Origin of the sequence: Streptomyces longisporoflavus, from assembly GCF_014649775.1 — a bacterium.
GTDB classification, from domain to species: domain Bacteria; phylum Actinomycetota; class Actinomycetes; order Streptomycetales; family Streptomycetaceae; genus Streptomyces; species Streptomyces longisporoflavus.
This window is the reverse complement of record NZ_BMTR01000010.1, coordinates 110,832-136,331: the sequence shown is the minus strand read 5'-3', so window position 1 is coordinate 136,331 and position 25,500 is coordinate 110,832. Positions and strand designations below refer to the sequence as shown.

The window sequence follows — 25,500 nt, the reverse complement described above, 5'->3', positions numbered from 1 at the left end:
ATGGCCTGCCCGTGGCACGGCTCACGCGTCTCACGAAGCGACGCCCGCCCCCGCACACGTACGAAACCCGGCCTTACCCCTCCAGCAGCCGCTGCCCCACGTACTCGCCCTTCGCCGCCCCGCCGGGCACCGCGAACAGGCCGCTCGCCTCGTGGCGGATGAACTTCGAGAGCGCGTCGCCCCGGTCGAGCTTGCGCTGCACCGGCACGAAGCCGCGCAGCGGGTCGGCCTGCCAGCAGACGAAGAGCAGGCCCGCGTCCGGCTCCCCGTTCTTGTCGAAGCCGTCGTGGTACGAGTACGGGCGGCGCAGCATCGCGGAGCCGCCGTTCTGGTCGGGTCGGGTGATGCGGGCGTGGGCGTTGAGTGCGATGACGTACTCGCCGTCCGCGCCCGCCTTGTCCAGCTTCGGCTCGGTGGTCTCCGTACCGCCGGTCAGCGGTGAGCCGTCCGACTTGTGGCGCCCGATGACGGCCTCCTGGTCCTTGACGCCGAGCTTCTCCCAGTCGTCGAGGAGCATCCGGATGCGGCGTACGACGACGTACGAGCCGCCGGCCATCCACTGCGGGTCGCCGCTCGCGGGCACGAAGATCCGCCGTTCGAAGTCGTCGTCCGACGGCTTCGGGTTGTTCGAGCCGTCGATCTGACCCATGAGATTGCGCGTCGTCATCGGCCGCGCGGTCGCGCCGGGCGAACGGTTGAAGCCGTTCATCTGCCAGCGCACCCGGGCCGCGTCACCCGCCTCCTTCTGGATCGCGCGCAGCGCGTGGAAGGCGACGAGCGGGTCGTTCGCGCCGATCTGCACCCACAGGTCGCCGTCGCTGCGCGCCTTGTCGAGGTGGTCGGAGGAGAAGTCCGGCAGCGGATCGAGCGCCGAAGGCCGCTGCTTCTCCAGGCCGGTGCGCCCGAAGAAGCTGTGCCCGAAGCCGAAGGTGACGCTCAACGACGAGGGGCCCGCGTCCCTGGCGACGTCCGTGTCCTCGCCCGCCGGGGCCTTGCCCGCCATCAGCCGTTCGGCCGTCGCCGACCAGCGTCGCAGCAGGGCGGCGGCCTCCTTGCGGCCCGCGCCCGCCGTCAGGTCGAACGCCACCAGATGGCCGCGGGACTGGAGGGGCGTGGTGATGCCGGGCTGATGTTTCCCGTGAAACATGACCGTGTCCGCGCCAAGCGACGCCAGCGACGGCGTCTGCTCGGGGGTCTCCGAGGGTGCCGCGGCATATCCGGCGGCACCGCCCGCCGCGCCGAGCGCGAGACCGGTGGCGCCGGCGGTGCCGAGCAGCCGCCGCCTCGAAATCCCGTTGTCCGCCATGGTGGTTCCGTTCAGCCGATCTGCGCGTTCTTGTTCACGGTCACTTGGTCGATGTCGGAGGTGCGCACGGTCACCGCGATCTTCCACTTGCCTGCCATCGGAATCTGCACCCCGCTGGAGCTCCAGTGTCCGGTGGCGATGTGGTCGGGAGCGACAGGCAGCGGGCCGACATCCTTCGACTCGAGGGTGAAGGAGACCTTCACCTCGGGGATGTCGAAGGCGCTGCCGTTCGGCCGCTTCACGAAGATGTGCATGTCGTTGCTGCCCGTGCGGCCGGGGTCCAGGTCGAGCTGGAGGGTGCCCTTGCCGTCGTCGGCGCCCGTGTCGAAGGGGAACTTGAGGGTGAGCGGGCCGGACCGCTGCGCGGCGGCGGCCGTCTTCGAAGCGGCTGCCTCCTCCTCGGTGCGCCCCGGCTCGGTGGAGGTGAGGACCGTCGTGACGGCGAGCAGGACCACGGCGATGCCCGCCTCCGCGAGCACCGAGCGGCGCAGGCCGGAGCGGTTGGGGTCGGCGTCGCGGATGCGCTTCTCGCGGGCCGTGCTCATGGCGGCCTGCTGGCGGGCGAGCTGGGCGGAACGCTCGGGGTCCTTGGAGTTCTTGGCGTCCTTCGGCTCGTTCGACCCCTTCGACCCCTTCGGTTCCTTCGGCTCCTTGGGCCCCTTGGGCTCTTTGGAGTCGTTCGATCCCTTGGAGTCCGCGCCGGTCCCCCCGGCAGGCACCGTCACCGGCTTCTTCTCCGTGCGCTTGGCGGCGGAACTCCTCTCCGCGCGCTTCTCGACGACGGTCGCCGCAGCTGCCTCCGGCGCCACGTCGCCCGACTGCTCCGCGATCCGTGCCGTCCAGCGCCGCGAGACCCCCGCGACACCGACGAGGACGACGACCAGGCCGACCTTGATGAGCAGCAGCTGTCCGTACCACGTACCGGTCAGAGCCGACCACGAGCCGACCTGCCGCCACGACTGGTAGAGCCCCGTCGCGGCCAGGGCGACGACGCTGCAGAACGCCACGTGCGAGAAGCGCCGCACCGCTGCTGCGTCCACCGACGGCGCGAAGTAGAGGGCGACGACGAGCGCCGAGAGCCCGCCGAGCCAGGCGGCGACGGCAAGCAGGTGCACGATGTCCACGGGCATCGCGAGCCCGGCCTGGATACCGGTCGACGCGTGCTCGGCCATGGCCCAGGTCGCGCCGAGCCCGGCGGCGACGACACCGCCGCCGATCGCGAGCCCGAAGGTGAGGTCCTTGCGCTCCTTGGGGTCGGTCCGCTTCTCGTACGCACCGAAGAGCACCGCGATGAAGAGCGCGGCGGCGGCGAGCAGCAGCAGCCGTGAGACCAGCGCGGCGCCGGTCTTCGTCTGGAGCACGTCGCCCAGCTTGGCCATGTCGAAGGCGTCGGCGATCTTGCCCGACCCGGTGTAGGGCGCGCGCAGAAGCAGCAGCACGAGGGTGGACGCGGTGAGCGTGACCCAGCCGGACACCACGAGCCGCTGCACGGGCCGCACCCCGGCGCCCCGCGGCCAGCAGCCGAGCACGAAGGCCGCCCCGCCGACCACGAGGATGAAGCCGGCGTACGAGAGATAGCGCGCGAAGCCGTAGAGACCGCCGACGAACCCGCCGCCGGCCTCCTGGTCCGGCAGCGCGACCTTGGTGTCGGACGGCGCGCCCACGGAGAACGTGAAGGCGCCGGAGATCGGGTGGCTGTCGGCGGAGACGACTTGATAGGCGACGGTGAAGGTGCCGTCGGGCAGCCCCTTGTGCAGCTTCACGCCGTACGTGTTGGACCCGAGGTCACTGGTCTTGCCGGTGTCGACGCGCTTGCCGGCCGGGTCGAGCACCCGTACGGAGCCGTCGGACATGGCGACCTTCTCGGAGAAGGTCAGCGAGACGGTGGCGGGGGCCTTGTCGACCACCGCTCCCTGCTTGGGGTCGCTGCCCGTCAGCGCCGCGTGGGCGGAGGCGGGCGCCGCCGTGCCGAGCAGCGCGCCGAGAAAGACGGCGACGACGAGCAGGAGGCGTCCGACGCCGGGGGATATCCCGAGGCGTGCGGCGGCCCCGGAGCGGACTCCAGGGGCCCCGGAGCGAACCCCGGTGGCTCCGGAGCGAGCTCCACTGCGGGGAGCGATGGTCTGCATCAGCGATCAGTCCCTCAGTGCGACGTGTGCTTGCCGGGCTTGGGGTTGTACGTGGCGGCCTTCACCGGGATCTCGACGTCGATGGGGTCCGACTTCTCGAAGTGCAGCGTCACGGCGACCTTGTCGCCCTGCTTCGGCTTCTGTTTCAGGTCCTCGAACATGAGGTGGTTGGCGCCGCGCGCGAAGTCGAGCTCGCCGTTCGCGGGCACGTCGAAGGACTTCTGTTCCTTCATCGCGTTGCCCTTGGTGCTGTGCAGCGTGACCTTCTTCGCGATCCCACTGGTGACCGAGGTGAGCTTGTCGGCGCCGCCCTTGTTCGTGACGGTGAAGAACCCTGAGGCCATGGTGTCCATGACGGGCTCGGGCATGAAGGCGCCGGCGACCTTGAGCTCGGGCTTGCCGGCGGCCTTGTCGGCCTTGGCGGCTTTGTCGGGCGAGTCGTCCGAGCAGCCCGCGAGGGCGAGCCCCGCGGTCACGGCCAGGGCGCCGCCGACGAGGATGCGGCGCTTCACGGAGTCGCTCCCTTGACGATCTTGGGGAGGTCCTTGGTGTAGTCGTCCACGGTGGTGTCCTCGCCGTACAGGACGTACCCGGCGTCGGTCTTCGGAGAGAAGGCGATGACCTGCGTGCCGTGCATCGAGACGACCTTGCCCTTCTCCTTCTTGGAGGGCTCGATGCTGATGCCGAGGGTGCGGGCGCTGCCCTGGATGGTGTCGAAGTCACCGGTCAGGCCGATGAAGTCGGTGTCCTGGGCCTTGAGCCACTTGCCGAGGGCCTTGGGAGTGTCGCGCTCGGGATCGGTGGTGACGAAGACGACCTGGAGCTTGTCCTGTTCGGCCTTGGGCAGCGCCTTCTTGGCGACGGCGATGTTGCTCATCGTCAGGGGGCAGACGTCCGGGCAGTTGGTGTAGCCGAAGTAGACGAGCGTCGGCTTGCCCTTGGTCCGCTCGCGCAGGTCGTACTTCTTGCCGTGCGTGTCCGTGAGGACGAGGTCCGGCTTCTCGAAGGGCTTGTCGAGAATGGTCGCGGCCTTGTCGCCGTTGGACTCCACGGAGACGTCCGCGACGGGCTTCTTGCCGTCGTCACCGCCGCCGCAGGCGGACAGGGTGAGGGTGGCCGCGGCCAGCATGGCGGCGGCGAGCAACTTCTTCTTGCGCATACGAAAATGTCCCAGATGTGAGGGGGCCCGGGCGCACCGGGGGCGGGTGAAACGCCCGCCGGTGCGGCCCGAAGGGGTGGCTCAGCTGTTGGCGCGCCGACGACCGGCGAGCACGCCGAACGCCACACCGGCGACGCCGACGACGATGCCGACGACGCCGAGGACGCGGGCGGTGGTGTCGCTGCTGTCGGCGGAGGCGGCGGACTCGCTCTCGTCGTCCGACTTCGCGTCTTCCTTCGCGTCGTCGTCGTGCGAGGCGGCGGCGTCGTGTCCCTCGTCGGACGCGGCGGTGAGGGCGAGGGCCGGGGCTGGGTGCTCCGGCTCCTCCTGGCCCTTCTGCTGCGGCTCGATCCAGCGGACGACTTCCTTGTTGTCGTACGTCTGGACGGCCTTGAAGACCAGCTCGTCGGCGTCCTCGGGGAGCGCGCCGATGGACAGCGGGAACTTCTGGAAGGAGCCCGGCTGAACGCCCTTGCCGTCGGCGGTCCAGGTGACCTTGGAGACGGCCTCGTCGATCTTCTCGCCGTGCATCTCCAGGGGCTTGTCGAGCTTCGTCTTGGTGACCTTGGCGGTCCAGCCGGGGACGGGCGACGTCATGACGGAGGCGAGCGGGTGGTCCTCGGGGAAGGAGATCTCGAGCTTGTTGGTCGAGGCGTCGTCCATCTCGTTCGGCACCTTGAAGTTCACCGTGGCGTAGCCGCCCTTGGCGGCCTCGCCCTCGGCGGAGACGCTGACGTGCGCGAAGGCGGGGACGGAGAGCAGCAGGACGGCGGAGGCGGCGACACCACCGACGACGGAGACGCGGGAGGCCTTCACGGAGGAGGACAGTGCGGACAGCCCGGACAGAGCAGACAGAGCAGACATGGCAGAAACACTCCACTTTCAGCGGTGATGATCAGCGGCGCCGAACAGGCCGGCAGCGGTGATCAGGGGAGAGTGCGCGCGGCGACGAACCGAGCGGCACGCGCGCGTGGGACGCCGCGCGGCGTGAGGCACCTCTCCGTAGTGCTGCGGTAGGAGTGCGTCGCGTCAGGCGGCGAGTGCGAGTGCGGCGGCGGCCGGCGGGCCCCGCCTGATCACCGTGTGCTGCAACGCCCTGGCGCGCGGCTGCGGCGGTCCGGAGAACGCCGTACGGGGCGTGCGGGCAGCCATCTCGGGCGCTCCGGGGAGCCCGGCGCGCAGCGCCCCCACGAGGGCGAGTGCCCCGCGCAGGGAACGTACGAGCGCCGCTTCGGCGATTCCGTACGCCCCATGGGCCGAGAGCCGCACGAGCCTGAGGAGCGCGATGTCGCCGTGACGCAGCAGCCATCCGGCGGCAACGGCGGCGAGTACGTGCCCCAGGAGCATCGGGAGCGACGGGAGCAGCGACATCGAGCCCATCGCGTTGTCCGCCGCCGTGGCCGGTGCGCTGTGGTGCATGGCGTGGCCCGCGGCCCCGCCGCCCGGTTCCACGCCCGCCGTGGTCAGGATCCGGTGGGCCTGCGCGGGGCTGAGGTTGGCCGCGCCGACCCCGCACATCAGCCGCGCTGCCCGTTCCACCACGGAGGTGTCGGAGCCCGCGACCGCGGTGGTGCCGTGCTGGCCGACTCCGAAGAGGGCGTGCAGGCCCACCTGCCCGGCAGCGAGCGCGGCGGCGATGCCCGGCAGTGACCGCTCGCGCCCGGCGAGGGGCGCGGCGACGGCGAGGACGGCGGCGAATCCGACGCCGAGCGTCCACAGCGGGACGGCGGCGCAGGAAGCGAGCACATGGCCCCCGGCGGACAGCACGACGCAGAGCACGGCGAACACCGCGGCTCTCAGGAGTCGGAGATCGACTCCGGCGTGCGCCTCGCGCTGGTGGGGGGCAGTCATGGCCGGAACATCATTGCACTGGGCTTACCCGCCGCATACGGCAGGTCCGCAAGCTCCCGTGCATACCGGTGGGTGCCGATGAGTGCCGGTGGGGGCCGATAAGTGCCGAAGGCGTCGAATGAGTGCCTTTGAGCGACCCATGAGTTGCTTCTGAGGGACGTGTCTACACCGTTCCGAGCCGTCCGCGCGTCCGCCGTATGGGCGGCATCACGTCAAGTGCGCGCTTATACACGGCCGCTTGCGGCAATACGTATCGGTATGTCGAGCCGCGGCCAGGAGGCTGGAGCATGAGCATGTGGTGGTCACTCCATTTGCGGCGCGAAGCTGCGAGCGTCCCGCTGGCCCGCCGGCTGCTGATGGGCACGATGGAGACCGCGGGGGTGGATCCCGACGTCTCGTACGACCTGTCGGTGGCCCTCAGCGAGGCCTGTGCCAACGCGGTCGAGCACGGCGGGGCGACGGTCCCCGAGGGCGCGGCCGGTGCCTATCGGGTGACGGCGTATCTGGACGGCGAGAAGTGCCGCATCGAAGTGGCTGATTCCGGGCCCGGATTCGTGCCCGTCACGGTGCCCGCGTCCGACACCGCCGAGCACGGCCGGGGGCTCTACCTCATCCAGGAGCTCGCCGATCATGTGCACTTCGGCAACAAGCCGGGGGGCAGGGGCGGCGCGGTGATCAGCTTCGACAAGATCCTCAAATGGCGTGAGGACACACCGCTCGTCACGGCCTGAGAAGGCCCCCGGCCCTCTCCCTCAGCCCGGTGGCAGCGCCCTGCACAGGGCTTCGAGGGCCGCTCCGTAGGCGTGCTCCGGCGGTGTGGAGTAGCCGACGACCAGGCCGTCGGACGCGGGCATCGTGGCTTCCGGGTGGCGGAATTCCGCGAGACCTTCCAGCGCGAGGCCCTGCCAGGCGGCCGCCTTCGCCGTGGACTGTTCGGTGCCGGGAGGCAGCCGCAGAACGGCGTGCAGGCCGGCGGCGACGCCGGTGGGGCTGATGTGCGGGGCGTGCGCGGCGAGAGCGGCGACGAGTTGATCGCGGCGGTTGCGGTAGCGCTGACGCATGCGCCGGATGTGCCGGTCGTAATGGCCCGTCTCGATGAGGTCGGCGAGCGTGAGCTGGTCGACGACGCTGACCCACGCCTCCCGTTCGCCCTTCGCCGCGAGCACGTCGTCGATGAGGTGTTCGGGCAGAACAAGCCACCCCAGACGCACTCCGGGGGAGAGACTCTTGCTCACCGAGCCCATGTAGACGACGCGTTCGGGATCCAGGCCCTGCACGGCGCCCACGGGCTCCCGGTCGTAGCGGAACTCGCCGTCGTAGTCGTCCTCCAGGACGAGGCCGCCGCGGGTACGCGCCCAGTCGATCACCGCCGCTCGCCGGGACGGGTGCAAGGGACCACCGGTCGGGAACTGGTGTGCGGGTGTGAGCAGCACGCCGCGGACGCGCTGACTGCCGGTCAGTTCCTCGACGCGGGCGCCTTTTTCGTCGAGGGCGAGCGGGACCGTCCGTACGCCCGCGGTCCGGAGGATCGACCGGTGAAAGCCGAGGCCGTACGACTCCACGGCCAGCGGGCCCCGCAGAATCCCCCCTCCCCCGCCCCCGAACAGCAGCCGCAGGGCGTGCGCGAACCCGGAGCACACCACGATCCGCTCCGGGTCGGTGCGCACCCCGCGGGCGCGCCCCAGATAGCCCGCGAGCGCCCGGCGCAGCTCGATGCGGCCCTGCGGGTCACCGGGCCCGAAGGCCTCGTTCGGCGCGGAGTTGAGGGCGCGCCGGGCCGCGGCGAGCCACGCGGTCCGCGGGAAGGAAGCGGCGTCCGGCCGGCCCTGGCGCAGGTCGTACGCGGGCGGGGCGGGCGTCGCGGGCCGGGAGGGGGCCCGTTTGGGGCGGCGGGTGCGCGCGGGAGGCGCCGCCCGGTCGGCCACCCGGGTGCCGGATCCCTGCCGCGCGGTCAGCCAGCCCTCGGCGACCAGCTCGGCGTACGCGTCGGCGACGGTGTTACGGGCGATGCCCAGATCGGCGGCCAGGGAGCGGTAGGGCGGAAGCCGCGTCCCCGGAGCGAGCCGCCCCTCGCGCACGGCGTCGCGCAGCGCACGGATGAGGACGGCACGGCGGCCACCCGCCCCGGAGAGCTCCAGGTGCAGGTCACTCCCGATGCGCTCGGCCAAATTGACCCATGATTCCGGCATGGGAATGCACCCTATCCAAGGTCTATCCCGCCCGTAGATTCATGGTCATGACGAACAACGAGACCGCCACACAGACCTCCCCGCACGCCCCCGCTGGCAGCCAGACCCACACCCACACCCACACCCCCCGGCTCAACTTCGCCAAGGCCGTCCCCAAGGTCTTCAAGGCGGTGATCGGGCTCGACGCCGCAGCCCGCGACGGACTCGACCCCGCCCTGGTCGAACTGATCCAGATCCGCGCCTCGCTGCTCAACGGCTGCGCCTACTGCCTGCACATGCACACCTCCGACGCGCGCAAGGCGGGCGAGGACGAGGCGCGGCTGCACATGATCGGCGTCTGGCGCGAGGCGAGGAACTTCTTCACGGAGAAGGAGCAGGCGGCCCTCGACCTGACCGAGGCCGTCACGCTCGTCCACCGGGGCGGCGTCCCGGACGACGTCTACGCCCGTGCGGCGGCGCAGTTCGACGAGACGGAGCTCGGCCACGTGCTGGCCCTGATCTTCACCATCAACACCTGGAACCGCATCGCCCTGAGCACCGCCAAGGTGGCGGGCGAAGACGAGCGCTAGACCTTGCCGTGATCGCCGGGCCCCCGGAAACGCGAAACCGGGCCCCTTCTTAAAGAAGAGGCCCGGTTCCCGGGACGAAGAGGACCCTCAGCCCTTGAGCTCGGCCATCCACGCCTCGACGTCATCGGCCCGCCGCGGGAGCGCCGCGGAGAGGTTCTTGTTGCCGTCGGCCGTCACGAGGATGTCGTCCTCGATCCGCACGCCGATGCCGCGGTACTCCTCCGGCACGGTCAGGTCGTCCGCCTGGAAGTACAGACCGGGCTCGACGGTCAGGCACATGCCGGGCTCCAGGACACCGTCGGCGTACGTCTCACGGCGCGCGGCCGCGCAGTCGTGGACGTCCATGCCGAGCATGTGACCGGTGCCGTGCAGGGTCCAGCGGCGCTGGAGACCGAGCTCCAGGACACGCTCGACGGGGCCCTCGACGAGCCCCCACTCCACGAGCTTCTCGGCGAGCACGCGCTGCGCGGCCTCGTGGAAGTCGAGGTACTTGGCGCCGGGCTTCACCGCCGCGATGCCGGCCTCCTGGGCCTCGTACACGGCGTCGTAGATCTTCCGCTGCAGTTCGTTGTAGCGGCCGTTGATCGGCAGCGTCCGCGTCACGTCGGCGGTGTAGTACGTGTGCGTCTCGACACCCGCGTCGAGCAGCAGCAGCTCGCCGGAGCGCACGGCGCCGTCGTTGCGCACCCAGTGCAGCGTCGTGGCGTGCGGTCCCGCGGCGCAGATCGAGCCGTAGCCGATGTCGTTGCCGTCGACGCGGGCGCGCAGGAAGAAGGTGCCCTCGATGTAGCGCTCGCTGGTCGCCTCGGCCTTGTCCAGGACGCGCACGACGTCTTCGAAGCCGCGGGCCGTCGAGTCGCACGCCTTCTGCAGCTCGCCGATCTCGAACTCGTCCTTGACCAGGCGGGCCTCGGAGAGGAAGACGCGCAGCTCCTCGTCGCGCTCGGCGGTGACCTTGTCGGTCAGGGCGGCCTCGATGCCGGCGTCGTAGCCGCGGACGACCCGGACGGAACCGGTCGCCTCGCGCAGCCGCGCGGGCAGCTCGCGCACGTCGGACGCCGGGATGCCGTACAGCGTCTCGGCCTCGGTGAGGGAGTGCCTGCGGCCGACCCACAGCTCGCCCTGGCCGTCCAGCCAGAACTCGCCGTTCTCGCGGTCGGAGCGCGGCAGCAGGTAGATGGTGGCCTCGTGGCCGCTCGTGCCGTCGGCGAAGTCCGCGGGCTCCAGGACGAGGACGCCGTCAGTGCTCTCATTGGGCCGGCCGCCGGTGAGGTACGCGTACTCGACGGAGGCGCGGAAGGCGTACTCGGTGTCGTTCGAGCGGGTCTTGAGATTGCCCGCGGGGATCACCAGACGCTCGCCCGGGAAGCGGGCGGAGAGCGCGGCACGGCGGGCGGCGGTGTGCTCGGCCTGGGCGATCGGCCGCAGGTCGTGCAGCTCGGTGTCGGCCCATCCGGACTTCATGTTCTCGGCGAGCTCGTCGGACACGCCCGGGTACAGGCCGTTCTTGCGCTGCTTGATCGGCTCTTCCGCGGGCTCGGGCTCCAGGCCTTCCGGGGTCTCCGGGTTCTCCCGAATGAGCTCCTCCGACACGATCTGCCTCCTATGTACGACACTGAACCCCCTCCATCGTACGGGCGTACGGAAGGGGTCCCAGAGGCGGAAGGCCCATTACATGCCGTATTGCGGAGGTCACCGGGAAGAGCCGGGGTCACTCGAAACGGGCCGCGAGCAGAACCACGTCCTCGTCGCTCGCGAGCTGGTCGAGCCCGTCCGGCAGCACGGTCCGCAGGATGTGGTCCGTGAGCGCGTCCGGGTCGTCGCGCACTGACTTCGGCACACTCGCCGCCGCCGCGTGCAGCCGCGCGAAGGCCCGGTCCATGGGGTCTCCGGTGCGGTGGAGCAGGCCGTCCGTGTAGAGCAGCACCGTTTCTCCGGGCTCCGTCCTGAACTCCACGCTCGGCGCCTCCCAGCAGGCGAGCATCCCGAGGGGCGCCGAAAGCGAGGTCTCCACGAACTCCGTGCGCCGCTCGCCGATCACCAGGGGCGGGGTGTGCCCGGCACCGGCCAGGATGATCTTGCGCTGGGCCGGCTCGCAGTACGCGAAGAGGGCCGTCGCCGACCGCGCGGGCTCGGTGAGCCTCAGGAGCAGTTCCAGATCGGACAGTACGGCGACGGGGTCCTCGCCCTCCATCACGGCGTACGCCCGCAAGGAGGCCCGCAGGCGCCCCATCGCGGCGACGGCGCTGGGCCCCGACCCGGTGACGGACCCGACCGCGAGACCGAGCGCGGCTTCGGGCAGCGGCAGCGCGTCGAACCAGTCGCCGCCCCCGCGCGCGCAGGTGCGGTGCCGGGCGGCCAGCCGCACCCCGGCGACCCGCGGCAGGCGCGAGGGCAGCAGCTCCTCGCGGAGGGTGGCCTCCGTCCTGCGGGCGCGCTCCAGTTCGACAAGGCGCGCCAGGTGCTCGGCGGCCTGCCGGGCGTAGAGGCCGATGAGGTGGCGCCGGCGCTCGTCGGGCTCCGCGGGTTCGTCGTACAGCCAGACGGCGGCGCCGATGCGGCCCGCGGTCTCGGTGGACAGGGGCAGTGCGTAACTCGCGGCGTACCCGAGGCGGACGGCGACCTCGCGGTGGCGGGGGTCGAGACCGCTGTCGGCGAGCAGATCGGCCTCGACCAGCTCGTCGAGTTCGTCTGGCTCGGTCTGTGTGGCCGGCGGCGCGGGCGGCGCGGGCGGCGCGTCGAGGAGTCGCCCGAAGGCGGTGGCGCCGCGCGGCACGGTCTCGATGTGGCCGAGGTCGGCGCGGGTGAGGCCGAGGCCGATGGTGGTGTCGGGGCCGAGCCGGTCGGCGGGTTCCAGGGCGAGCAGGCCACGTCGTGCGCCCACGAGGGCGGCTCCGGCGCGCAGCAGTTCGTGCAGGGCCTCGTCGAGGGTGACGGTGCGGGCCAGGCGCTCGGTGAGCTCCTGGAGGGTGGTCAGATCGGAGATCCAACCCGCGAGCCGGTCCTGGATCAGCAGGGTCGGTGCGCTCTGGGCCTGCGGGGCCGGCGGGACAGTGTGGGCTGGTGGCGGAACAGTTGAATCGATTCCGGCCACTTTCGGAAGATGAGGAGGGTTCATGGCTGACGGCTTTCCGGCCGGTGCGTATTGCTCAATAGCATCGCAAACCCCCATGTCATTCTGCGCCGCTAGCAATGTTCTCCACATCTACACGCACTGGTTAGGGGATGTCCAGCATTGTCCAGCTGGGATTCCTGGTGTCCGTGGGAATTCTGTGACGTAAGAGCGATCTTGGTAACTTGGCTCAAAAGCGCCGGAGGCGACGGCCTATTGCGATCGACTGGGATTGTTCGACAAGGGGTACTCCCAAGCCCGCAGGTACGGGAGGCGCGTCACAGCGGCCGTGATGGGTACGTAATCGGTGATGACCAGGGGCAGTTGAGATCAGCCCGGAACCTGGTGACGGAACCGGGCGTCTTAACTCACGACGACCGTGCCCCATCCTCCCGTGGGGGAGGCGGCGAAGAAGTACGCGGGACAGCAATCGCCAGGCACCGCCACCCCACGCCACGCTAACGCTCGGCCCCCAGGGGTTCCCCATGCCGCAGGCTGGGGTGTGATGCGCCAGTTCTACGCACAGCGAAGTGATCCACACATGGTGTGATGTGGCCCGCCGTGTTCCTCGGCGTGTAAACGGAAAGGAACGAGCGCTCATGCGCGAGATCCTCGGAAGGCGAAGCAGGCTCCTGTCCAGGCTCACCGGCAGGAAGTCTGACCAGAGTCCCGGTCTGTACGGCGCGGCCCTGACCTTTGCGACGGCATGGAAGTGGTCAGTGGTGCCCGGCGTCGGCCTCGACCGGCGGGACGGCACCCGGTGCGCCTGCGCCGACCCCGACTGCACAGTGCCCGGAGCGCACCCGCTCGACCCCGGTCTGCTGACCGCGACGACCGACGAGCGCATGGTGCGCTGGTGGTGGACGAACCGCCCGGACGCGCCCATCGTGCTGGCCACCGGCGGCAGGGCGCCGTGCGCCGTCAGCCTGCCCGCGATCGCGGGAGCGCGCGCCCTTGCCGCGCTCGACAAGACAGGCATCAGGCTCGGCCCGGTCGTCGCGACCCCGGCCCGGCTCTTCCTGCTCGTCGCGCCGTACTCCATGGAGCAGTTGGGCGACCTCCTGTACGCCAAGGACTACGTGCCCGGTTCGCTGCGCTTCCACGGAGAGGGCGGATATATCGCGCTCCCGCCCTCCGAGACGGGCCAGGGGCCGGTGCACTGGGAGCGGGCTCCGCTGCCCGGCTCCGCGGCGCCGTGGGTGCCCGATGTCGAGGCCGTGGTGGACGCGGTGGTGGATGCCCTCACTCGTACGGGTGTGAGCGCGCCCGAGTTGTAGGGGAAATGGGTGTGCGGGGGCCGGACGCCCGTCGAACGTCGTTAATGTCAGGGCTTATGAACCCCCGCCTGATCGCGCTCACGGGCGTCGTGGCCATGACGGTTCTGCTGCCGCTCGCCGGCGCGTCCGCGGGGCCCGTGGGCGACGGTGACGCCGAAGCCAGGCCGACGGAGCGGCAGGCGGACGCGACACCGGGGGCGGCACCGGAACCCGACGCCAAGCAGCCCGCCACGGACGACTCCTCGCTCCTGCCGGACCTCGGCCTCGACACCTCCGCCCAGTGCGGACCCGAACTCACCTCCCCCAAGGGCATCGAGGCCCAGACGTGCGTCCTGACCCGGCAGGACGAGACCTGGGGGCGCACGTACTACCGCAACACGACCGGTGACGAGTTGAGCGCCGTGCTGACCCTCATGGGCCCGGCCGGACGCACCGTACAGACGCACTGTGCGGTGGGCGCGGCGGACGAGCCGGGGGCGTGCGAGACGCCGCGGGAGGGTACTGCCGCGGATGCCGATGCGTATGCGGCGGTGGCGGAGTTCGCCGACGGGAGCGGCGGGCCGCTGCTGCTGCGCTCCGGGAGCAACTCCGGGCGACCGTAGGCCAGTTGAGAGCGCAGGTCGGGCCGCGGAGCGGGGCGCACATGGAAGGGCCCGGTTGCTGGCGACGGGGGATGCACCAGCAACCGGGCTACCTGAACGGTAACAAGAGATCTGCTCTGGGCAAATTCGATCTCGGATATCCGGACAGGGATTTACCTGCGACAACGGGGAGTTGTGACAGGAGTCACCCGTTCCCTCCCGCTGACCGGCGAGTCAGCTGAGCGTCACCTGGCGGTTGGTGAGACCGCCGCGCGCCCGGCGCTCCTCCGGCGTGAGCGGGGCATCGCCGGCGAGCGCCGTCGCGAGCCGCTCGGCGAACTCGGCGGCCGGCTTCTCGATATCCTCGGCGCCCATGCCGCTCGGCAGGTCCCACACCGGCACGGTCAGACCGTGCGCCCGGAAGGAACCGACGAGGCGAGTGCCCTCTCCGAGGCTCGACGCACCGGACGCGTGCAGCCGGGCGAGCGCGTCGAGGAGCTTCTCCTCGGCGTACGGCATGACCCACCGCAGGTGGTTCTTCTCCGGCGTCTCGCACCAGTACGCGCTGTCCACGCCGGAGAGCTTCACGGTCGGGATCGCGGCGGCGTTCGCCCGCTCCAGGGACGCGGAGACCTCCGGGGACGCGTTCTCCGAATCCGGCACCCAGAACTCGAAGCCCGCGTGCACGATCGGCTCGAAAGTGCCGTCGGGGTCGAGGATGTCCTGGAGGCGCGGTCCGTCGGCCGGGGCGCGGCGGGCCTGGACCGGGGAGCCGGGCTCGGCGGTCAGGGCGCGCTGGAGGGTGTCGGCGAGGTCGCGGCTGATGTCACCGGACGCGGTGTCGTTCTGCAGGCCGAGCAGGACCGAGCCGTCGTCGCGGCGCAGCGCGGGCCAGGCCATCGGCAGGACGGTCGCCAGGGAGACGGAGGGCACGCCGTCCGGCAGCCCGCCCTTGAGGGGCAGTTCGACCGTGGCCGCCGGGACGAGCTCCCGCAGGGCCACCCAGTCGCCCTCGCCGGGCAGGCCTTCGAAGGGGCGCTGGACCAGCTCGGTCACCGCGTGCGCGGCGGCACGGCCGTGACAGGCCTTGTAACGGCGGCCCGAACCGCAGGGGCAGGGTTCGCGGGCACCGACGACAGGGACTTGCCCGTCCGTCAGCTGCGGCTGCTTGCCCTTGGTCTGAGGGCGCTTCTTGGCCATCTTGGGTGTCTCCCGGATGCGGCTTTACAGCGTGGCTCTTCGTACGTCTTGGGCGTACGGGCGCGAGCCTAGCCGCTCACCCATGGGGCGCCGGGATTCGGCCTGAGCCGGCCTGAGCCGGTGAGAGTGGCCGACCGGGATCGCCGGAGGCGGTCGTCGGCCGCAGTCAGCCGCGGTCGTCAGTCGCGGTCGTCAAAGGGGTCCGCGTACGCCAGCTCGGACAGTGCGCCGGCCGACGGGGCGACCACGCGCGTGGCGAAGTCCTCGTGCCGGTGCCCCGCGTGGACGACGACCCAGACCGTGACCTCGCCGTGGGTGTCGTCGCGCACGCCCCACGCATCGGCGAGGGCCGTGATGATGTTGAGCCCGCGACCGCCGTGCGCGGTGACCGAGGGGGTGGCCGGAACCGGGCGGGTCGGGCCGCCGCCGTCCGTCACCTCGACCGTCAGCCGGCCTGTCGTGTCCACGTGCCATGCGGCGCGGACATCTCCGTCGCCGACCATTCCTTCGCCCAGCGGCCTGCCGTGCCGACAGGCATTGCTGAGCAATTCCGAAAGGACAAGTACGGCATCGTCGACGACCGATTCCGGCATCCCGTTCATACGCAGTTGATCACGCATCCGGTGCCTTGCTTCCCCCACGCCCGCCGGGCCATGAGGTACGGCCATACTCGACGACGCGGGCACCTCCCGTGCCACCACCAACGCCACCCCCGAGACCTCCTTCGCCCCACGCCACGGTGTGAATGCCCCAATGGACTGGACCGGAAACCGGCCAATCATTGTGCGGTGACGCACTCGGAACGATCGAATACGGAACGAACGCGCCGGTGCACACCCCGTAATCGGCGGGGTTGCGGTTAGCGGCGGCCCAGCTGGGACAGCACCTGTTTGGGGCGATTGGTGATGATGGCGTCGACGCCGAGTTCGACGCAGAGCTCGACGTCCCCGGGTTCGTTCACGGTCCACACGTGCACCTGGTGGCCCGCGCGCTTGAGCTTGGCCACATAGCCGGGGTGGTTCCGGATGATCCGCATGCCAGGGCCCGCGATCTTCACGCCCCGGGGAAGGCGGCCGTCGCGGTGGCGCGGCGAGATGAACTGCATCAGATAGACCGTCGGCAGAGTGGGAGACGCCGCCCGCACCCGGTGCAGGGAGCGCGCCGAGAAGCTCATGACACGTACGGGAGAGGGGCCGTCGGCGGGCGGGGCGTCCAGACCGAAGCGCTTCAGTAGAAGAAGCAGCCTTTCCTCGACCTGGCCCGCCCAGCGGGTGGGGTGCTTGGTCTCGATGGCCAGCTTGACGTCGCGCCCCGAAGCGTTGCTGTCCGCCACGAGCTCCAGGAGCCGCTCCAGGGTGAGGACGGAGGTGTCCGCCCAGTCGGGGCCCTCGTCGGCCTCGCCGTGGGCGTTCTTCCAGGAGCCGAAGTCGAGGGTGGCCAGGTCGTTGAGCTCCAGGGCCGACACGGCTCCCCGGCCGTTCGACGTGCGGTTCACGCGCCGGTCGTGGACGCAGACGAGATGCCCGTCCGCGGTGAGGCGTACGTCGCATTCAAGAGCGTCGGCACCGTCCTCGACGGCTCTCTTGTACGCGGCCAGCGTGTGCTCGGGGGCGTCTTCGGAGGCTCCGCGATGGGCCACGACCTGGATCTGGTGCTGTCGTGCGAGGGTCACCGCGTCATGGTGCCATCACGGGGTACCCGAAGGCTTGCCCAAGGGTTGGCACAGAGCGCCGAATCCACAGGATCGGCTTATGGTGCCCTGACAGCCCATGGGAAAAGCTGACTGCAGACACATGCACAGTTGGGCACAGCCAGGCCGTGACCGAGAACGACAGCGTGGACCGAGGAGAAGAGCTGTGAGCACCGAGAACGAGGGCAACGAGGTACCCCCGGCCCCGTCAGCGCCTCCTGTGCCGGTGGAAACTCCCGCTGCTTCCGCCGAGCCCGCCCCGCCTTCCGCCGCGCCCGATCCCGCGATGCCCGGCCCCGCTCCGGCGTCCGCGGCGTTCGACGAGCCGGCGGCGCACCAGGCTCCCGCGCACGCCGGTGCTCCCGCGGGCGCGACCCCGCAGGCCTCCGGTGCCGGAGCCTGGCCGCCTCCGCCGCCGCCCGCCGTTCCCTCGTACGCCGGGGAGGGCGGTTCCGGCTCCGGGTGGGGCGCTTCGTACACGGCGCAGCACGCGGCGGGGCCCAAGCCCGCCAAGCGGCGTGGCGGACTGATCGCCGCGGTGCTCGTGGCCGCCCTTGTCGCCGGCGGTGTCGGCGGCGGCATCGGCTTCTGGGCCGCCGACCGGAACGACAACAGCTCGGGCTCGACCACGGTCTCCGCGTCGAACACCCCGGCGGACCTCAAGCGCGAGCGCGGCACGGTCGCCAACATCGCCGGCAAGGCGCTGCCCAGCGTCGTCACCATCGAGGCCCAGGGCGGCAACGGAGAGGGCGGCACGGGCACCGGCTTCGTCTACGACCAAGAGGGCCACATCCTCACGAACAACCACGTGGTGGCCTCGGCGGCAGACGGCGGCAAGCTCGCGGCGACCTTCTCCGACGGCAAGAAGTACGACGCCGAGGTGGTCGGCCGCGCCGAGGGTTACGACGTCGCGGTCATCAAGCTCAAGGAGCGCCCCGAGAACTTGAAGCCGCTCCCCCTCGGCGACTCCGACAAGGTGGCGGTCGGCGACTCGACGATCGCCATCGGCGCCCCCTTCGGCCTCTCGAACACCGTCACCACGGGCATCGTGAGCGCCAAGGACCGCCCGGTGACCTCAAGCGACGGCGCGAGCAGCAAGAGCTCGTACATGAGCGCCCTGCAGACCGACGCCTCCATCAACCCCGGCAACTCCGGCGGCCCGCTGCTCGACGCGGGCGGCGCGGTCATCGGCATCAACTCCGCGATCAAGCCCGCGGAGAGCGGCGGCGGCCTCGGCGGGAGCGGCCAGTCCGGCTCCATCGGCCTGGGCTTCGCGATCCCGGTCAACCAGGCCAAGTACGTCGCACAGCAGCTGATCAAGAACGGCCAGGCCGTCTACCCCGTGATCGGCGCCTCCGTCTCCCTGGAGGAGGGCTCGGGCGGCGCCACGATCTCCCCGGAGGGCGCGAGCGGCTCGAAGGCGGTCACTCCGAACGGCCCCGCGGCCAAGGCGGGCCTCAAGCCCGGTGACGTCATCACGAAGCTGGACGACACGGTGATCGACAGCGGTCCGACCCTGATCGGCCAGATCTGGACCCACAAGCCGGGGGACACCGTCGAGATCACGTACAAGCGCGACGGCAAGGAGCACAAGGTCGACGTGGTCCTGGGCCAGCGCAAGGGCGAGAGCTGACCCGCTACTCTTGTCCCCGCACCGCCCTGAACGGCGGTGCGGGGTGGGTTGCCCGAGCGGCCTAAGGGAACGGTCTTGAAAACCGTCGTGGCGAGAGTCACCGTGGGTTCAAATCCCACACCCACCGCGCAGGTTGAAGGCCCCTGACCAGCAGTAATGGTCAGGGGCCTTCGCTGTGGGGCGGCCCGGTGCCGGGGGTCGAACGCGCGTCCGTCGAGGGGTGGGGGCGGAGCCTGTACGCGGGCCGGGGCCGGGGCGGTGAGCAAGTCGACTTGGATGAATGGATGAACGTAGTACTCCACGTGGGCGCTGCGCGGCGTGCCTAGGCGGGCGTGCGGGTCGAGTGCGGTCTCGTTCTCTGCGGGGGATCACTGGATTCGTCTCAGAGGAGAAACTCGTGTTGAAGCGCATCGCATCTGCCCTCGCCGTAGCCACCGTCGCGGGATTCCTGGCCTCCGGTACCGCCGTCGCCGACGACGGCCCGAGCACCACCCACTCCGAGGGCCGCTACGCGGGCCAGGCCGCATACAACATGGGCGGCCCCTACGGGATCACCTACAGCGGCGCTCACGCGGGCGGGCACCAGGACGGCTCGTCCCTCGACGGGGTCTTCAGCTCCGGCCACCACGGCTACGACGGCTGACGGTCACCGCGGGCAGTAAGCCGTGTTCCGCGGTGTGTGAGCCGCGGTCCGCGAAAAGGGCGCCTCTCTGGCAGAGGCGCCCCTTTTCGCGTCGTGCGGCGCTTTTCCGTCTCGTGTGCCGCCGCGGGGGTGGTGCCAGCAACACCCCCGGGAGGCCGGTTCACCGGATGTCGCGGGCGGTTCGGATCCGCGAGTGTTGAGGACGTCAGCACAGCACTCCCCGGCACTCCCGAGCACCAACCGGCACTCCCGGTACGTCCCCACCGCGATGATTCGAGGCCCGTCATGAGTACCAGCACCCTGCCGTACGCAGCCGCTTCCCCCGCTCCTCCGACCGCTCCTCCCACCGTTTCTCCCGGCGCCCCTTCCTCCGTGCGTCCCGCGGGGTCGCCGGGCTTCTGGCGGGCGCCCTTCGCCGCCTCCACGTACCGGGAGATCGGCTACACCGTCACCTCGCTGCCCGTCGCCATCGCGGGCTTCACCTTCGCCGTGACGATGTTCGCGCTCGGCGTGAGCCTGTTCGTCACGGTGCTCGGACTGCCGGTGCTCGCCGCCGCGTTGGCCGGGGCGCGGGGTCTCGGTGCCGCCGAACGGGGGCGGGCGCGGGCGCGGCTGGGGCTCGATGTCGCCGGGCCCGCCGCCATGGAGAAGCCGCGGGACGCGGGGGCGTGGGCGGGGATGCGGGCGCGGCTCTCGGACGGGGCGGGCTGGCGGGCGCTGCTCTTCCAGTTCGTGATGTTCCCTTCGCGGGTGGCGTCCTTCGTCCTCAGCGTGACCTTCCTGGTCACCGGCTGGGTGGTCGCGCTGCTCCCGGCGTACTCCTGGGTGTTCCCGCGGTACGTCGACTGGCCCGGCTACCGGCTGTTCGACTACACGTCGGGCGGCGAGCACCACGCGTTCTACCTGGAGTCGCCGGTGCAGATCGCCGGAGCGTCGCTGGTGGGCCTCGTCATCGTCTTCCTGACCCCGAAGCTGGTCCGCGCCCTGACGAACATCGACCGCGCGGCGGTGCGTTCGCTGCTCGGCTAGAGGGGGCGGGTGCGGGGAGTGTGCAGCCGGCCGGCTGGTCGGCCAGCCGGTAAGGGGCGTCCGCCATTGCGGGCGCCCCTTACGCGTGCCCCGTCAGGCGGGCCGCCGACGCGATCGTCGAGAGGGCCTCGCGTTCCGTGAGGCCGACCTGGAGCGCGGCGTCGCAGAGTTCCTCGGCCAGCGTCTCGCCGATGCCGTTCTCGTAGGCGCGGCAAGCGGCCCAGAAAAGGCGGGTGTTGCGCTGGCCCTCGTGTGCGGCGAGCACGAACTGGACGAGGCCCTGGCCGCGCGGCACCGGCATCTGCGGGAGCGCGGACTGGTGGGCCCGCGGCGGAGGCGTGAGCAGGCGGAGCAGCGCGGGCGGGCAGCTCGCGGGAGGGAGATGGGCGGTACCGGCCACGGTGCTGTAGATGCCGTGCTCGGTGCGCGAGCCGGGGCCGACGAGATAGCCGCCCGCGCCCCGGACATCGATGCCGGGCGCAAGACGGCTCGCGGAGTTGGGGATGACGGCGTCGGGCGGGCCCGCCAGCCAGATGTGCCGGCCGCCGCTGGGGGTCGCCACGACGACCGTCGCCGGGATCGTGAACAGGTGGCGGAGCGCCAGTTCCCGCAGGGCCGCCGAAGCGTCCGTACCGGACTTGGTGTCCAGGTCGATGCCGATCAGGTGGTGCGGGGGCAGTCCGCACGCGATGCCGTAGCCGGTGGCCCAGGGGGCGGCCGCGAAGAGTGTGCGGATGCGGCGGGGATCGGTCGAGGCGTCGTACACCCCGTGTCCGGGGCGTCCGCATTCGCCGTGGCAGGGGTTCGGTTCGGGCTGTTCGTGGTGGGGGGAGCGGAGCGCCGGCAGCTTGGTGCGGGAGAGCGGGATGACGGCGAGGCCGCGTTCGGCGGCGGACAGGGCGTGGGCGAGAACGAGTGCTGTGGCATGGCGGTCGATGGTGGCCATGCCTTTATTTTCGTACGAGTGTTCGAAGAAAGGAAGAGGGGCGGGGCGGCGTGCGGACGACACGCGGGCGCGTCCGGCGAACTTCGGAAAGCGACGGAACGCTTCAGCCCGTGCGGCGCCTGCGTTTGGAGCGGCTACCGGGGGCTGGCCCCGGGCCCTGAGGGAGCGGGGAGTGTTTATCGACTTGTACTCACGCTTGCGGGGGAATCGTGGCTTCCGGGGTAGTTCGCCGGGGATTCGGTGGGCAACTCTGGTCTCGCGACGTCGAGCAGGACCACCGGGACGGTCGGCCAACCGGCCCGGAAAAAGACGCTCTTGAGGTGCTCCCGGCACACCGCCGGTGCGCACCCCCCGTTCTGGAGGAAACTGACATGGCAAGCATCCGTACCGCCCGCGTCATCGCTGCCGCCGCGGCCCTGCCTCTGGCCGCCGCGCTCTTCACGGGCATCGCGACGGCCGACAACGGCTCCTTCGCGAACGACGGATCGAATGCGGGCGTGGCGTCCGTCAACGGCAGTGGCGTGGGGGGCAACAACAGCGGCAACTCGGCCACGACGCAGCAGCAGGCGGTCGGCTCCGGAGCCTCGAACCAGAACAACACCGCCCAGGTGAACGGCTCGGGATTCACGGCGCTCGACCAGTCGAACGAGACCACCGCCGTCAACTTCACCCACCTCTGGTGAAGTGACGGGCCGCCGGGGCAGCTCCCGGGGCCTGCTCGATGGGGTGTGTGACGTCCTGGGCGGCGGTGCTTCCGCACCGCCGCCCATGCGCGTTCGGGGCCGGGGCGTCCGCGGCGGACCCCTCGTGTCCGGGGTGATCTCTTGACACCGGCCCGTTTTCTGACGGACAGTCAGAAAACCTTGTCGGTGCGACGCCCGTACGCGAAGGAGAGGCCGCCGCCGTGCACCTCGCCCCCACCGAACGACAACAGCGACTGCGCGCCGAACTGCGCACGTACTTCCGCGATCTGATGCCGGAAGGGCCGCCGGAGAGCAGTGATCTGGAGGGGCAGCGCCGGCTCCTGCGGCGTATCGGGGCCGACGGCATGCTGGGACTCGGCTGGCCGGTGGAGTACGGCGGGCAGGGGCGCGGGCCCGACGAGCAGTTCGTCTTCTTCGACGAGGCCTACCGCGCGGGCGCGCCCGTATCGATGGTCACCCTGAACACCGTCGGACCGACCCTCATGAAGTACGGCACCGAGGAACAAAAAGCCGCCTTCCTGCCGCGCATCCTCAGCGGCGAACTCGTCTTCGCGATCGGCTACAGCGAGCCGTCGGCGGGGACGGACCTGGCCTCGCTGCGGACGCGGGCGGTGCGCGAAGGCGGGGGAGCCGACGGGGCCGGTGGCGTGTGGGTCGTCGACGGGCAGAAGATCTTCACCTCCAACGCCCAGAACGCCGACTGGATCTGGCTGGCCTGCCGCACCGATCCCGAGGCGCCCAAGCATCAGGGCATCTCGATCATCCTCGTGCCGACCGACGCGCCGGGCTTCTCCTGGACGCCGATCGAGACCGTGGGCGGCCTGACGACCACGGCGACGTACTACGACGGCATCCGCGTGCCCGCCACGCATCTCGTCGGCGAGGAGAACGGCGGCTGGGGGCTCATCACCAACCAGCTCAACCACGAGCGGGTGGCGCTCGCCGCGATCGGCATGCAGGCCGAGGATTTCTACGCGGCGGCCCTCGCCTTCGCCGGCACACCCGATCCGGTGACGGGCGAACGCCGGATTGACGCTCCGTGGGTCCGGATCCGACTGGCCGAAGCGCAGGCCAGGCTGGCGGCAACGCGCCTGCTCAGCTGGCGTTTGGTGGGGGATGTCGGGGCCGGTGCGCTGGCGCCGGGAGACGCGAGCGGCGTGAAATTCGCGGGAACCGAATCGGCGGTTGAGGTGTACCGAATATGTCAGGAAGTCACGGGCGAGGCGGGGCTGGTGCGGGCCGGCTCACCCGGGTCCCTGGCGTTCGGCACGTGCGCCGTGGTCGGCGGCGGCAGCAGCGGAGAGGGGGAGCTGGAGCGGATGAACAGGGCGGCGCAGATCAATACGTTCGGGGGCGGGGTGAGCGAGGTGCAGCGGGAGATCGTGGCGACGATGCGCCTCGGCATGCGGAGGGGGCGGCGGTGACTGATCTGTCGTACGAGATGCTGAAGGCGTTCGAGGGCCGGGCGGCGGCGACATCCGGCGTGGGCAAGGACCCGGTCAACGCACCGATGATCCGGCACTGGTGCGAGGCCATGGGGGACGCCGATCCCGACTACAGGGGGGCGGACCCGATCGCGCCGCCGACCATGCTCCAGGCCTGGACGATGGGCGGACTCTCCGGGCATCAGGGGCGCTCGGCCGCGTACGACGAGCTGTTCGCGCTCCTGGACGGCGCCGGATACACCTCGGTCGTCGCGACGGACTGCGAGCAGGAGTACCTGCGTGAGCTGCGGCCGGGGAATGAGATCACCTTCGACGCGGTCATCGAGTCGGTGTCGGAGCGCAAGACGACGAAGCTGGGCACAGGGCACTTCGTCACGACCCGGATGGACGTCAGAGCGGACGGCGAACCAGCGGGGACGCATCGCTTCCGGATCCTCAAGTACGCGCCCGCGCAACGGAAACCCGCGGCCCCTGACGGCCCCGCGAGCAAGCGGCCCCGCCCGGTGATCAACCGGGACAACGCCGGATTCTGGGAGGGCGTGGCACGCCACCAGCTCCTCGTCCAGCGCTGCGGCGGCTGCCGGGCCCTGCGCTTCCCCTGGCTGCCCGGCTGCAATGCCTGCGGCTCGCTCGAATGGGACACGGTCGAGGCGAGCGGCGAGGGCACGGTCTACTCGTACGTCGTCATGCACCACCCGCCCTTCCCCGCCTTCGATCCGCCGTACGCCGTCGGGCTCGTCGAACTGGCGGAGGGCGTGCGCATGGTCAGCAACGTGGTGGGCGTCCCCGGCGACAAGGTGCGAATCGGGCAGCCGGTGCGGCTCGAGTTCCGGCAGGTCGACGCGGAGCTGGAGCTTCCGGTGTTCCGGGTGGTCGAGGACATGGCGGGGGGCGGGGTCTGACATGGACTTCACGCCCACGGAGGAGCAGGCCGCCGCACGGGACCTGGCCGGAGAGGTCTTCGGGGATCTGTCCACGCCCGAGCGGCTCGCGGCTGCGGGCACGGGATCGGACGCCGAGCTGTGGAAGGCGCTGTGCGCGGCGGGGCTGCCGGGCGCGGTGGAGGACGTAGGCCTGCTCGGCCTTGTGCTGCTGCTTGAGGAGCAGGGGCGGGTGACGGCGCAGGTGCCGTTCGCGGCGAGCTGTGTCTACGGGCTCCTCGCGGTGGCGGCGCACGGCACGGAGGAGCAGCGGGAGCGGTTGCTGCCGGGGTTGCGGGACGGCACGGCGGTCGCGACGGGGGCGTTCCCGGCGCGGGGCGGCGTGGTGGCCTGCGCGGAGGGGGCGGGGGCCGGGGGATCACCGGGAGCGCTGACCGGGGCGGTGACCTGGGTGCCGTGGCTGCGGGATGCCACGGAGGTCCTGGTGGCGGTGCGCGACCCGGTGCCGAGGGGCGGCCACGGCCTGTGGAGAGTGCGGGTGGCCGACGCGGAGACCGAGCCCGTGGAGCTGACCGCGCCCTGGGCGGCGGGGCGGCTGGTCCTGGACGGGACTCCCGCGGAGCGGATCGGCGGGGAGGGGGCGTACGACGACGTCCTGGCGAGCGCGCGGACCGCCTTCGCGGGACTGCAGGCCGGGGTGTGCGCGGGCTCGCTGGCCCGCGCCGTCGCCCACACGAACGAACGTGAGCAGTTCGGGCGGCCCCTCGCAGCGAAACAGGGGGTCCAACTGCGCGCAGCGGACGCCCATATGGACACCGAGGCGATACGGGTCACGGCGTACGAGGCGGCCTGGCGGCGTGACGCCGGTCTTGCGTACGGCACGCATGCGCTGACGGCCGCGTGGTGGGCGTCGGAGGCGGGCAGGCGCGTCGTGCACGCGGGCCAGCACCTGCACGGGGGCACGGGCGCCGACCTCGACCATCCCGTGCACCGGCATTTTCTGTGGGGGCGGCAGTTGGACGCGTATCTGGGCTGCGGGGGCGAAGTCCTCGCAGAACTGGGCGACTTGATCGCGCGGGACGCGCGGGACGTGCAGGGCGTGCAGGGCGTGCAGGGCGTGCGGGAGGAGACGGCATGACGGGGAGACGGGATTCCG

General features: G+C 71.2%; 24 protein-coding genes and 1 tRNA gene. 12 read left to right on the top strand and 13 right to left on the bottom strand.

The window, feature by feature from the left end:
- Nucleotides 1-73 precede the first annotated feature (73 nt).
- The 6 genes from efeB to IE226_RS21420 all read right to left on the bottom strand — a co-directional run bounded on the left by efeB (nt 74) and on the right by IE226_RS21420 (nt 6,445).
- Nucleotides 74-1,306 (bottom strand): iron uptake transporter deferrochelatase/peroxidase subunit, encoded by a 1,233-nt coding sequence (efeB, locus tag IE226_RS21445; RefSeq protein ID WP_190082923.1) that lies wholly within the window; start codon nt 1,304-1,306, stop codon nt 74-76.
- An 11-nt stretch (nt 1,307-1,317) separates the two neighbouring features.
- Nucleotides 1,318-3,435, bottom strand: coding sequence for a copper resistance CopC/CopD family protein (locus IE226_RS21440; RefSeq protein WP_190082922.1), 2,118 nt, complete (start codon nt 3,433-3,435; stop codon nt 1,318-1,320).
- Between the two features lie 14 nt (nt 3,436-3,449).
- Entirely contained in the window at nt 3,450-3,947 is a 498-nt protein-coding gene (locus IE226_RS21435) for a copper chaperone PCu(A)C (RefSeq protein ID WP_190082921.1), read from the bottom strand.
- Nucleotides 3,944-4,594 (bottom strand): SCO family protein, encoded by a 651-nt coding sequence (locus IE226_RS21430; RefSeq protein WP_190082920.1) that lies wholly within the window; start codon nt 4,592-4,594, stop codon nt 3,944-3,946. Before IE226_RS21430 ends, IE226_RS21435 begins: the two co-directional genes overlap by 4 nt.
- Nucleotides 4,595-4,675: 81 nt before the next feature.
- Entirely contained in the window at nt 4,676-5,410 is a 735-nt protein-coding gene (locus IE226_RS21425; protein WP_190083103.1) for a YcnI family copper-binding membrane protein, read from the bottom strand.
- Nucleotides 5,411-5,623: 213 nt separating this feature from the next.
- Nucleotides 5,624-6,445: a hypothetical protein gene (locus tag IE226_RS21420; protein ID WP_190082919.1), complete on the bottom strand. Its 822-nt coding sequence runs from the start codon at nt 6,443-6,445 to the stop codon at nt 5,624-5,626.
- 287 nt (nt 6,446-6,732) lie between these two features.
- On the opposite strand from IE226_RS21420, the gene IE226_RS21415 reads away from it, so the two are divergent.
- A complete protein-coding gene (locus IE226_RS21415) occupies nt 6,733-7,176 on the top strand; it encodes an ATP-binding protein (RefSeq protein WP_190082918.1) in 444 nt (147 codons plus the stop codon).
- A gap of 21 nt (nt 7,177-7,197) precedes the next feature.
- Here the strand turns inward: IE226_RS21415 and pdxR are convergent, their stop codons facing one another.
- Nucleotides 7,198-8,634 (bottom strand): MocR-like pyridoxine biosynthesis transcription factor PdxR, encoded by a 1,437-nt coding sequence (gene pdxR, locus IE226_RS21410; protein ID WP_190082917.1) that lies wholly within the window; start codon nt 8,632-8,634, stop codon nt 7,198-7,200.
- A gap of 41 nt (nt 8,635-8,675) precedes the next feature.
- On the opposite strand from pdxR, the gene IE226_RS21405 reads away from it, so the two are divergent.
- Nucleotides 8,676-9,203: a carboxymuconolactone decarboxylase family protein gene (locus IE226_RS21405; RefSeq protein ID WP_190082916.1), complete on the top strand. Its 528-nt coding sequence runs from the start codon at nt 8,676-8,678 to the stop codon at nt 9,201-9,203.
- Nucleotides 9,204-9,290: 87 nt separating this feature from the next.
- On the opposite strand, the gene IE226_RS21400 is transcribed toward IE226_RS21405, so the two are convergent.
- Nucleotides 9,291-10,796 (bottom strand): aminopeptidase P family protein, encoded by a 1,506-nt coding sequence (locus IE226_RS21400; RefSeq protein WP_190082915.1) that lies wholly within the window; start codon nt 10,794-10,796, stop codon nt 9,291-9,293.
- Between the two features lie 118 nt (nt 10,797-10,914).
- Nucleotides 10,915-12,375 (bottom strand): PP2C family protein-serine/threonine phosphatase, encoded by a 1,461-nt coding sequence (locus tag IE226_RS21395; protein WP_190082914.1) that lies wholly within the window; start codon nt 12,373-12,375, stop codon nt 10,915-10,917.
- Nucleotides 12,376-12,914: 539 nt separating this feature from the next.
- On the opposite strand from IE226_RS21395, the gene IE226_RS21390 reads away from it, so the two are divergent.
- Both IE226_RS21390 and IE226_RS21385 read left to right on the top strand, forming a co-directional pair.
- A complete protein-coding gene (locus IE226_RS21390; RefSeq protein ID WP_190082913.1) occupies nt 12,915-13,592 on the top strand; it encodes a bifunctional DNA primase/polymerase in 678 nt (225 codons plus the stop codon).
- A 56-nt stretch (nt 13,593-13,648) separates the two neighbouring features.
- A complete protein-coding gene (locus tag IE226_RS21385; protein WP_190082912.1) occupies nt 13,649-14,194 on the top strand; it encodes a hypothetical protein in 546 nt (181 codons plus the stop codon).
- Nucleotides 14,195-14,407: 213 nt separating this feature from the next.
- Here IE226_RS21385 and IE226_RS21380 read toward each other — a convergent pair whose 3' ends face one another.
- The 3 genes from IE226_RS21380 to IE226_RS21370 all read right to left on the bottom strand — a co-directional run bounded on the left by IE226_RS21380 (nt 14,408) and on the right by IE226_RS21370 (nt 17,045).
- On the bottom strand, nt 14,408-15,373 hold the full coding sequence (locus IE226_RS21380; RefSeq protein WP_190082911.1) for a DUF5926 family protein: 966 nt from the start codon (nt 15,371-15,373) through the stop codon (nt 14,408-14,410).
- Between the two features lie 179 nt (nt 15,374-15,552).
- On the bottom strand, nt 15,553-16,170 hold the full coding sequence (locus IE226_RS21375) for an ATP-binding protein (RefSeq protein WP_190082910.1): 618 nt from the start codon (nt 16,168-16,170) through the stop codon (nt 15,553-15,555).
- 62 nt (nt 16,171-16,232) lie between these two features.
- Nucleotides 16,233-17,045, bottom strand: a complete 813-nt coding sequence (locus IE226_RS21370; RefSeq protein ID WP_190082909.1) for a glycerophosphodiester phosphodiesterase — start codon at nt 17,043-17,045, stop codon at nt 16,233-16,235.
- A gap of 184 nt (nt 17,046-17,229) precedes the next feature.
- Between IE226_RS21370 and IE226_RS21365 the strand changes: the two genes are divergently transcribed.
- The 4 genes from IE226_RS21365 to IE226_RS21350 all read left to right on the top strand — a co-directional run bounded on the left by IE226_RS21365 (nt 17,230) and on the right by IE226_RS21350 (nt 20,368).
- Nucleotides 17,230-18,696, top strand: coding sequence for a S1C family serine protease (locus IE226_RS21365; protein WP_190082908.1), 1,467 nt, complete (start codon nt 17,230-17,232; stop codon nt 18,694-18,696).
- Nucleotides 18,697-18,738: 42 nt separating this feature from the next.
- Nucleotides 18,739-18,823: transfer RNA gene (locus IE226_RS21360), tRNA-Ser, on the top strand.
- Nucleotides 18,824-19,093: 270 nt separating this feature from the next.
- The gene (locus IE226_RS21355; protein WP_190082907.1) at nt 19,094-19,339 is read left to right on the top strand and encodes a hypothetical protein; all 246 of its coding nucleotides are present in this window, start codon (nt 19,094-19,096) and stop codon (nt 19,337-19,339) included.
- Between the two features lie 285 nt (nt 19,340-19,624).
- Nucleotides 19,625-20,368, top strand: a complete 744-nt coding sequence (locus IE226_RS21350) for a sensor domain-containing protein (protein ID WP_190082906.1) — start codon at nt 19,625-19,627, stop codon at nt 20,366-20,368.
- Nucleotides 20,369-20,447: 79 nt separating this feature from the next.
- Here IE226_RS21350 and IE226_RS21345 read toward each other — a convergent pair whose 3' ends face one another.
- Complete coding sequence (locus tag IE226_RS21345) at nt 20,448-21,314, bottom strand: bifunctional DNA primase/polymerase (protein WP_190082905.1); 867 nt, start codon at nt 21,312-21,314, stop codon at nt 20,448-20,450.
- A 371-nt stretch (nt 21,315-21,685) separates the two neighbouring features.
- Here IE226_RS21345 and IE226_RS21340 point away from each other — a divergent pair, with 371 nt between their 5' ends.
- The 4 genes from IE226_RS21340 (at nt 21,686) to IE226_RS21325 (ending at nt 25,482) form a co-directional block, all read left to right on the top strand.
- Nucleotides 21,686-21,997 carry a hypothetical protein gene (locus tag IE226_RS21340; protein ID WP_190082904.1) on the top strand — a complete coding sequence of 104 codons (312 nt, stop codon included), beginning with the start codon at nt 21,686-21,688 and terminating at the stop codon, nt 21,995-21,997.
- 221 nt (nt 21,998-22,218) lie between these two features.
- Nucleotides 22,219-23,442, top strand: coding sequence for an acyl-CoA dehydrogenase family protein (locus IE226_RS21335; protein WP_190082903.1), 1,224 nt, complete (start codon nt 22,219-22,221; stop codon nt 23,440-23,442).
- A 17-nt stretch (nt 23,443-23,459) separates the two neighbouring features.
- A complete protein-coding gene (locus IE226_RS21330) occupies nt 23,460-24,365 on the top strand; it encodes a bifunctional MaoC family dehydratase N-terminal/OB-fold nucleic acid binding domain-containing protein (protein WP_190083102.1) in 906 nt (301 codons plus the stop codon).
- Between the two features lies 1 nt (nt 24,366).
- Nucleotides 24,367-25,482 carry an acyl-CoA dehydrogenase family protein gene (locus tag IE226_RS21325; protein ID WP_190082902.1) on the top strand — a complete coding sequence of 372 codons (1,116 nt, stop codon included), beginning with the start codon at nt 24,367-24,369 and terminating at the stop codon, nt 25,480-25,482.
- Nucleotides 25,483-25,500 lie beyond the last annotated feature (18 nt).

Excerpts from the sequence above, each read along its gene's own strand:
- IE226_RS21405 (WP_190082916.1), top strand. The coding sequence starts at position 8,676 with ATGGTCATGACGAACAACGAGACCGCCACACAGACCTCCCCGCACGCC.
- IE226_RS21345 (WP_190082905.1), bottom strand. The coding sequence starts at position 21,314 with ATGGCCACCATCGACCGCCATGCCACAGCACTCGTTCTCGCCCACGCC.
- IE226_RS21390 (WP_190082913.1), top strand. The coding sequence starts at position 12,915 with ATGCGCGAGATCCTCGGAAGGCGAAGCAGGCTCCTGTCCAGGCTCACC.
- IE226_RS21350 (WP_190082906.1), top strand. The coding sequence starts at position 19,625 with ATGAGTACCAGCACCCTGCCGTACGCAGCCGCTTCCCCCGCTCCTCCG.
- IE226_RS21395 (WP_190082914.1), bottom strand. The coding sequence starts at position 12,375 with ATGGGGGTTTGCGATGCTATTGAGCAATACGCACCGGCCGGAAAGCCG.
- IE226_RS21330 (WP_190083102.1), top strand. The coding sequence starts at position 23,460 with ATGCTGAAGGCGTTCGAGGGCCGGGCGGCGGCGACATCCGGCGTGGGC.
- pdxR (WP_190082917.1), bottom strand. The coding sequence starts at position 8,634 with ATGCCGGAATCATGGGTCAATTTGGCCGAGCGCATCGGGAGTGACCTG.
- IE226_RS21380 (WP_190082911.1), bottom strand. The coding sequence starts at position 15,373 with ATGGCCAAGAAGCGCCCTCAGACCAAGGGCAAGCAGCCGCAGCTGACG.
- IE226_RS21415 (WP_190082918.1), top strand. The coding sequence starts at position 6,733 with ATGAGCATGTGGTGGTCACTCCATTTGCGGCGCGAAGCTGCGAGCGTC.
- efeB (WP_190082923.1), bottom strand. The coding sequence starts at position 1,306 with ATGGCGGACAACGGGATTTCGAGGCGGCGGCTGCTCGGCACCGCCGGC.
- IE226_RS21430 (WP_190082920.1), bottom strand. The coding sequence starts at position 4,594 with ATGCGCAAGAAGAAGTTGCTCGCCGCCGCCATGCTGGCCGCGGCCACC.
- IE226_RS21385 (WP_190082912.1), top strand. The coding sequence starts at position 13,649 with ATGAACCCCCGCCTGATCGCGCTCACGGGCGTCGTGGCCATGACGGTT.
- IE226_RS21325 (WP_190082902.1), top strand. The coding sequence starts at position 24,367 with ATGGACTTCACGCCCACGGAGGAGCAGGCCGCCGCACGGGACCTGGCC.
- IE226_RS21340 (WP_190082904.1), top strand. The coding sequence starts at position 21,686 with ATGGCAAGCATCCGTACCGCCCGCGTCATCGCTGCCGCCGCGGCCCTG.
- IE226_RS21440 (WP_190082922.1), bottom strand. The coding sequence starts at position 3,435 with ATGCAGACCATCGCTCCCCGCAGTGGAGCTCGCTCCGGAGCCACCGGG.
- IE226_RS21420 (WP_190082919.1), bottom strand. The coding sequence starts at position 6,445 with ATGACTGCCCCCCACCAGCGCGAGGCGCACGCCGGAGTCGATCTCCGA.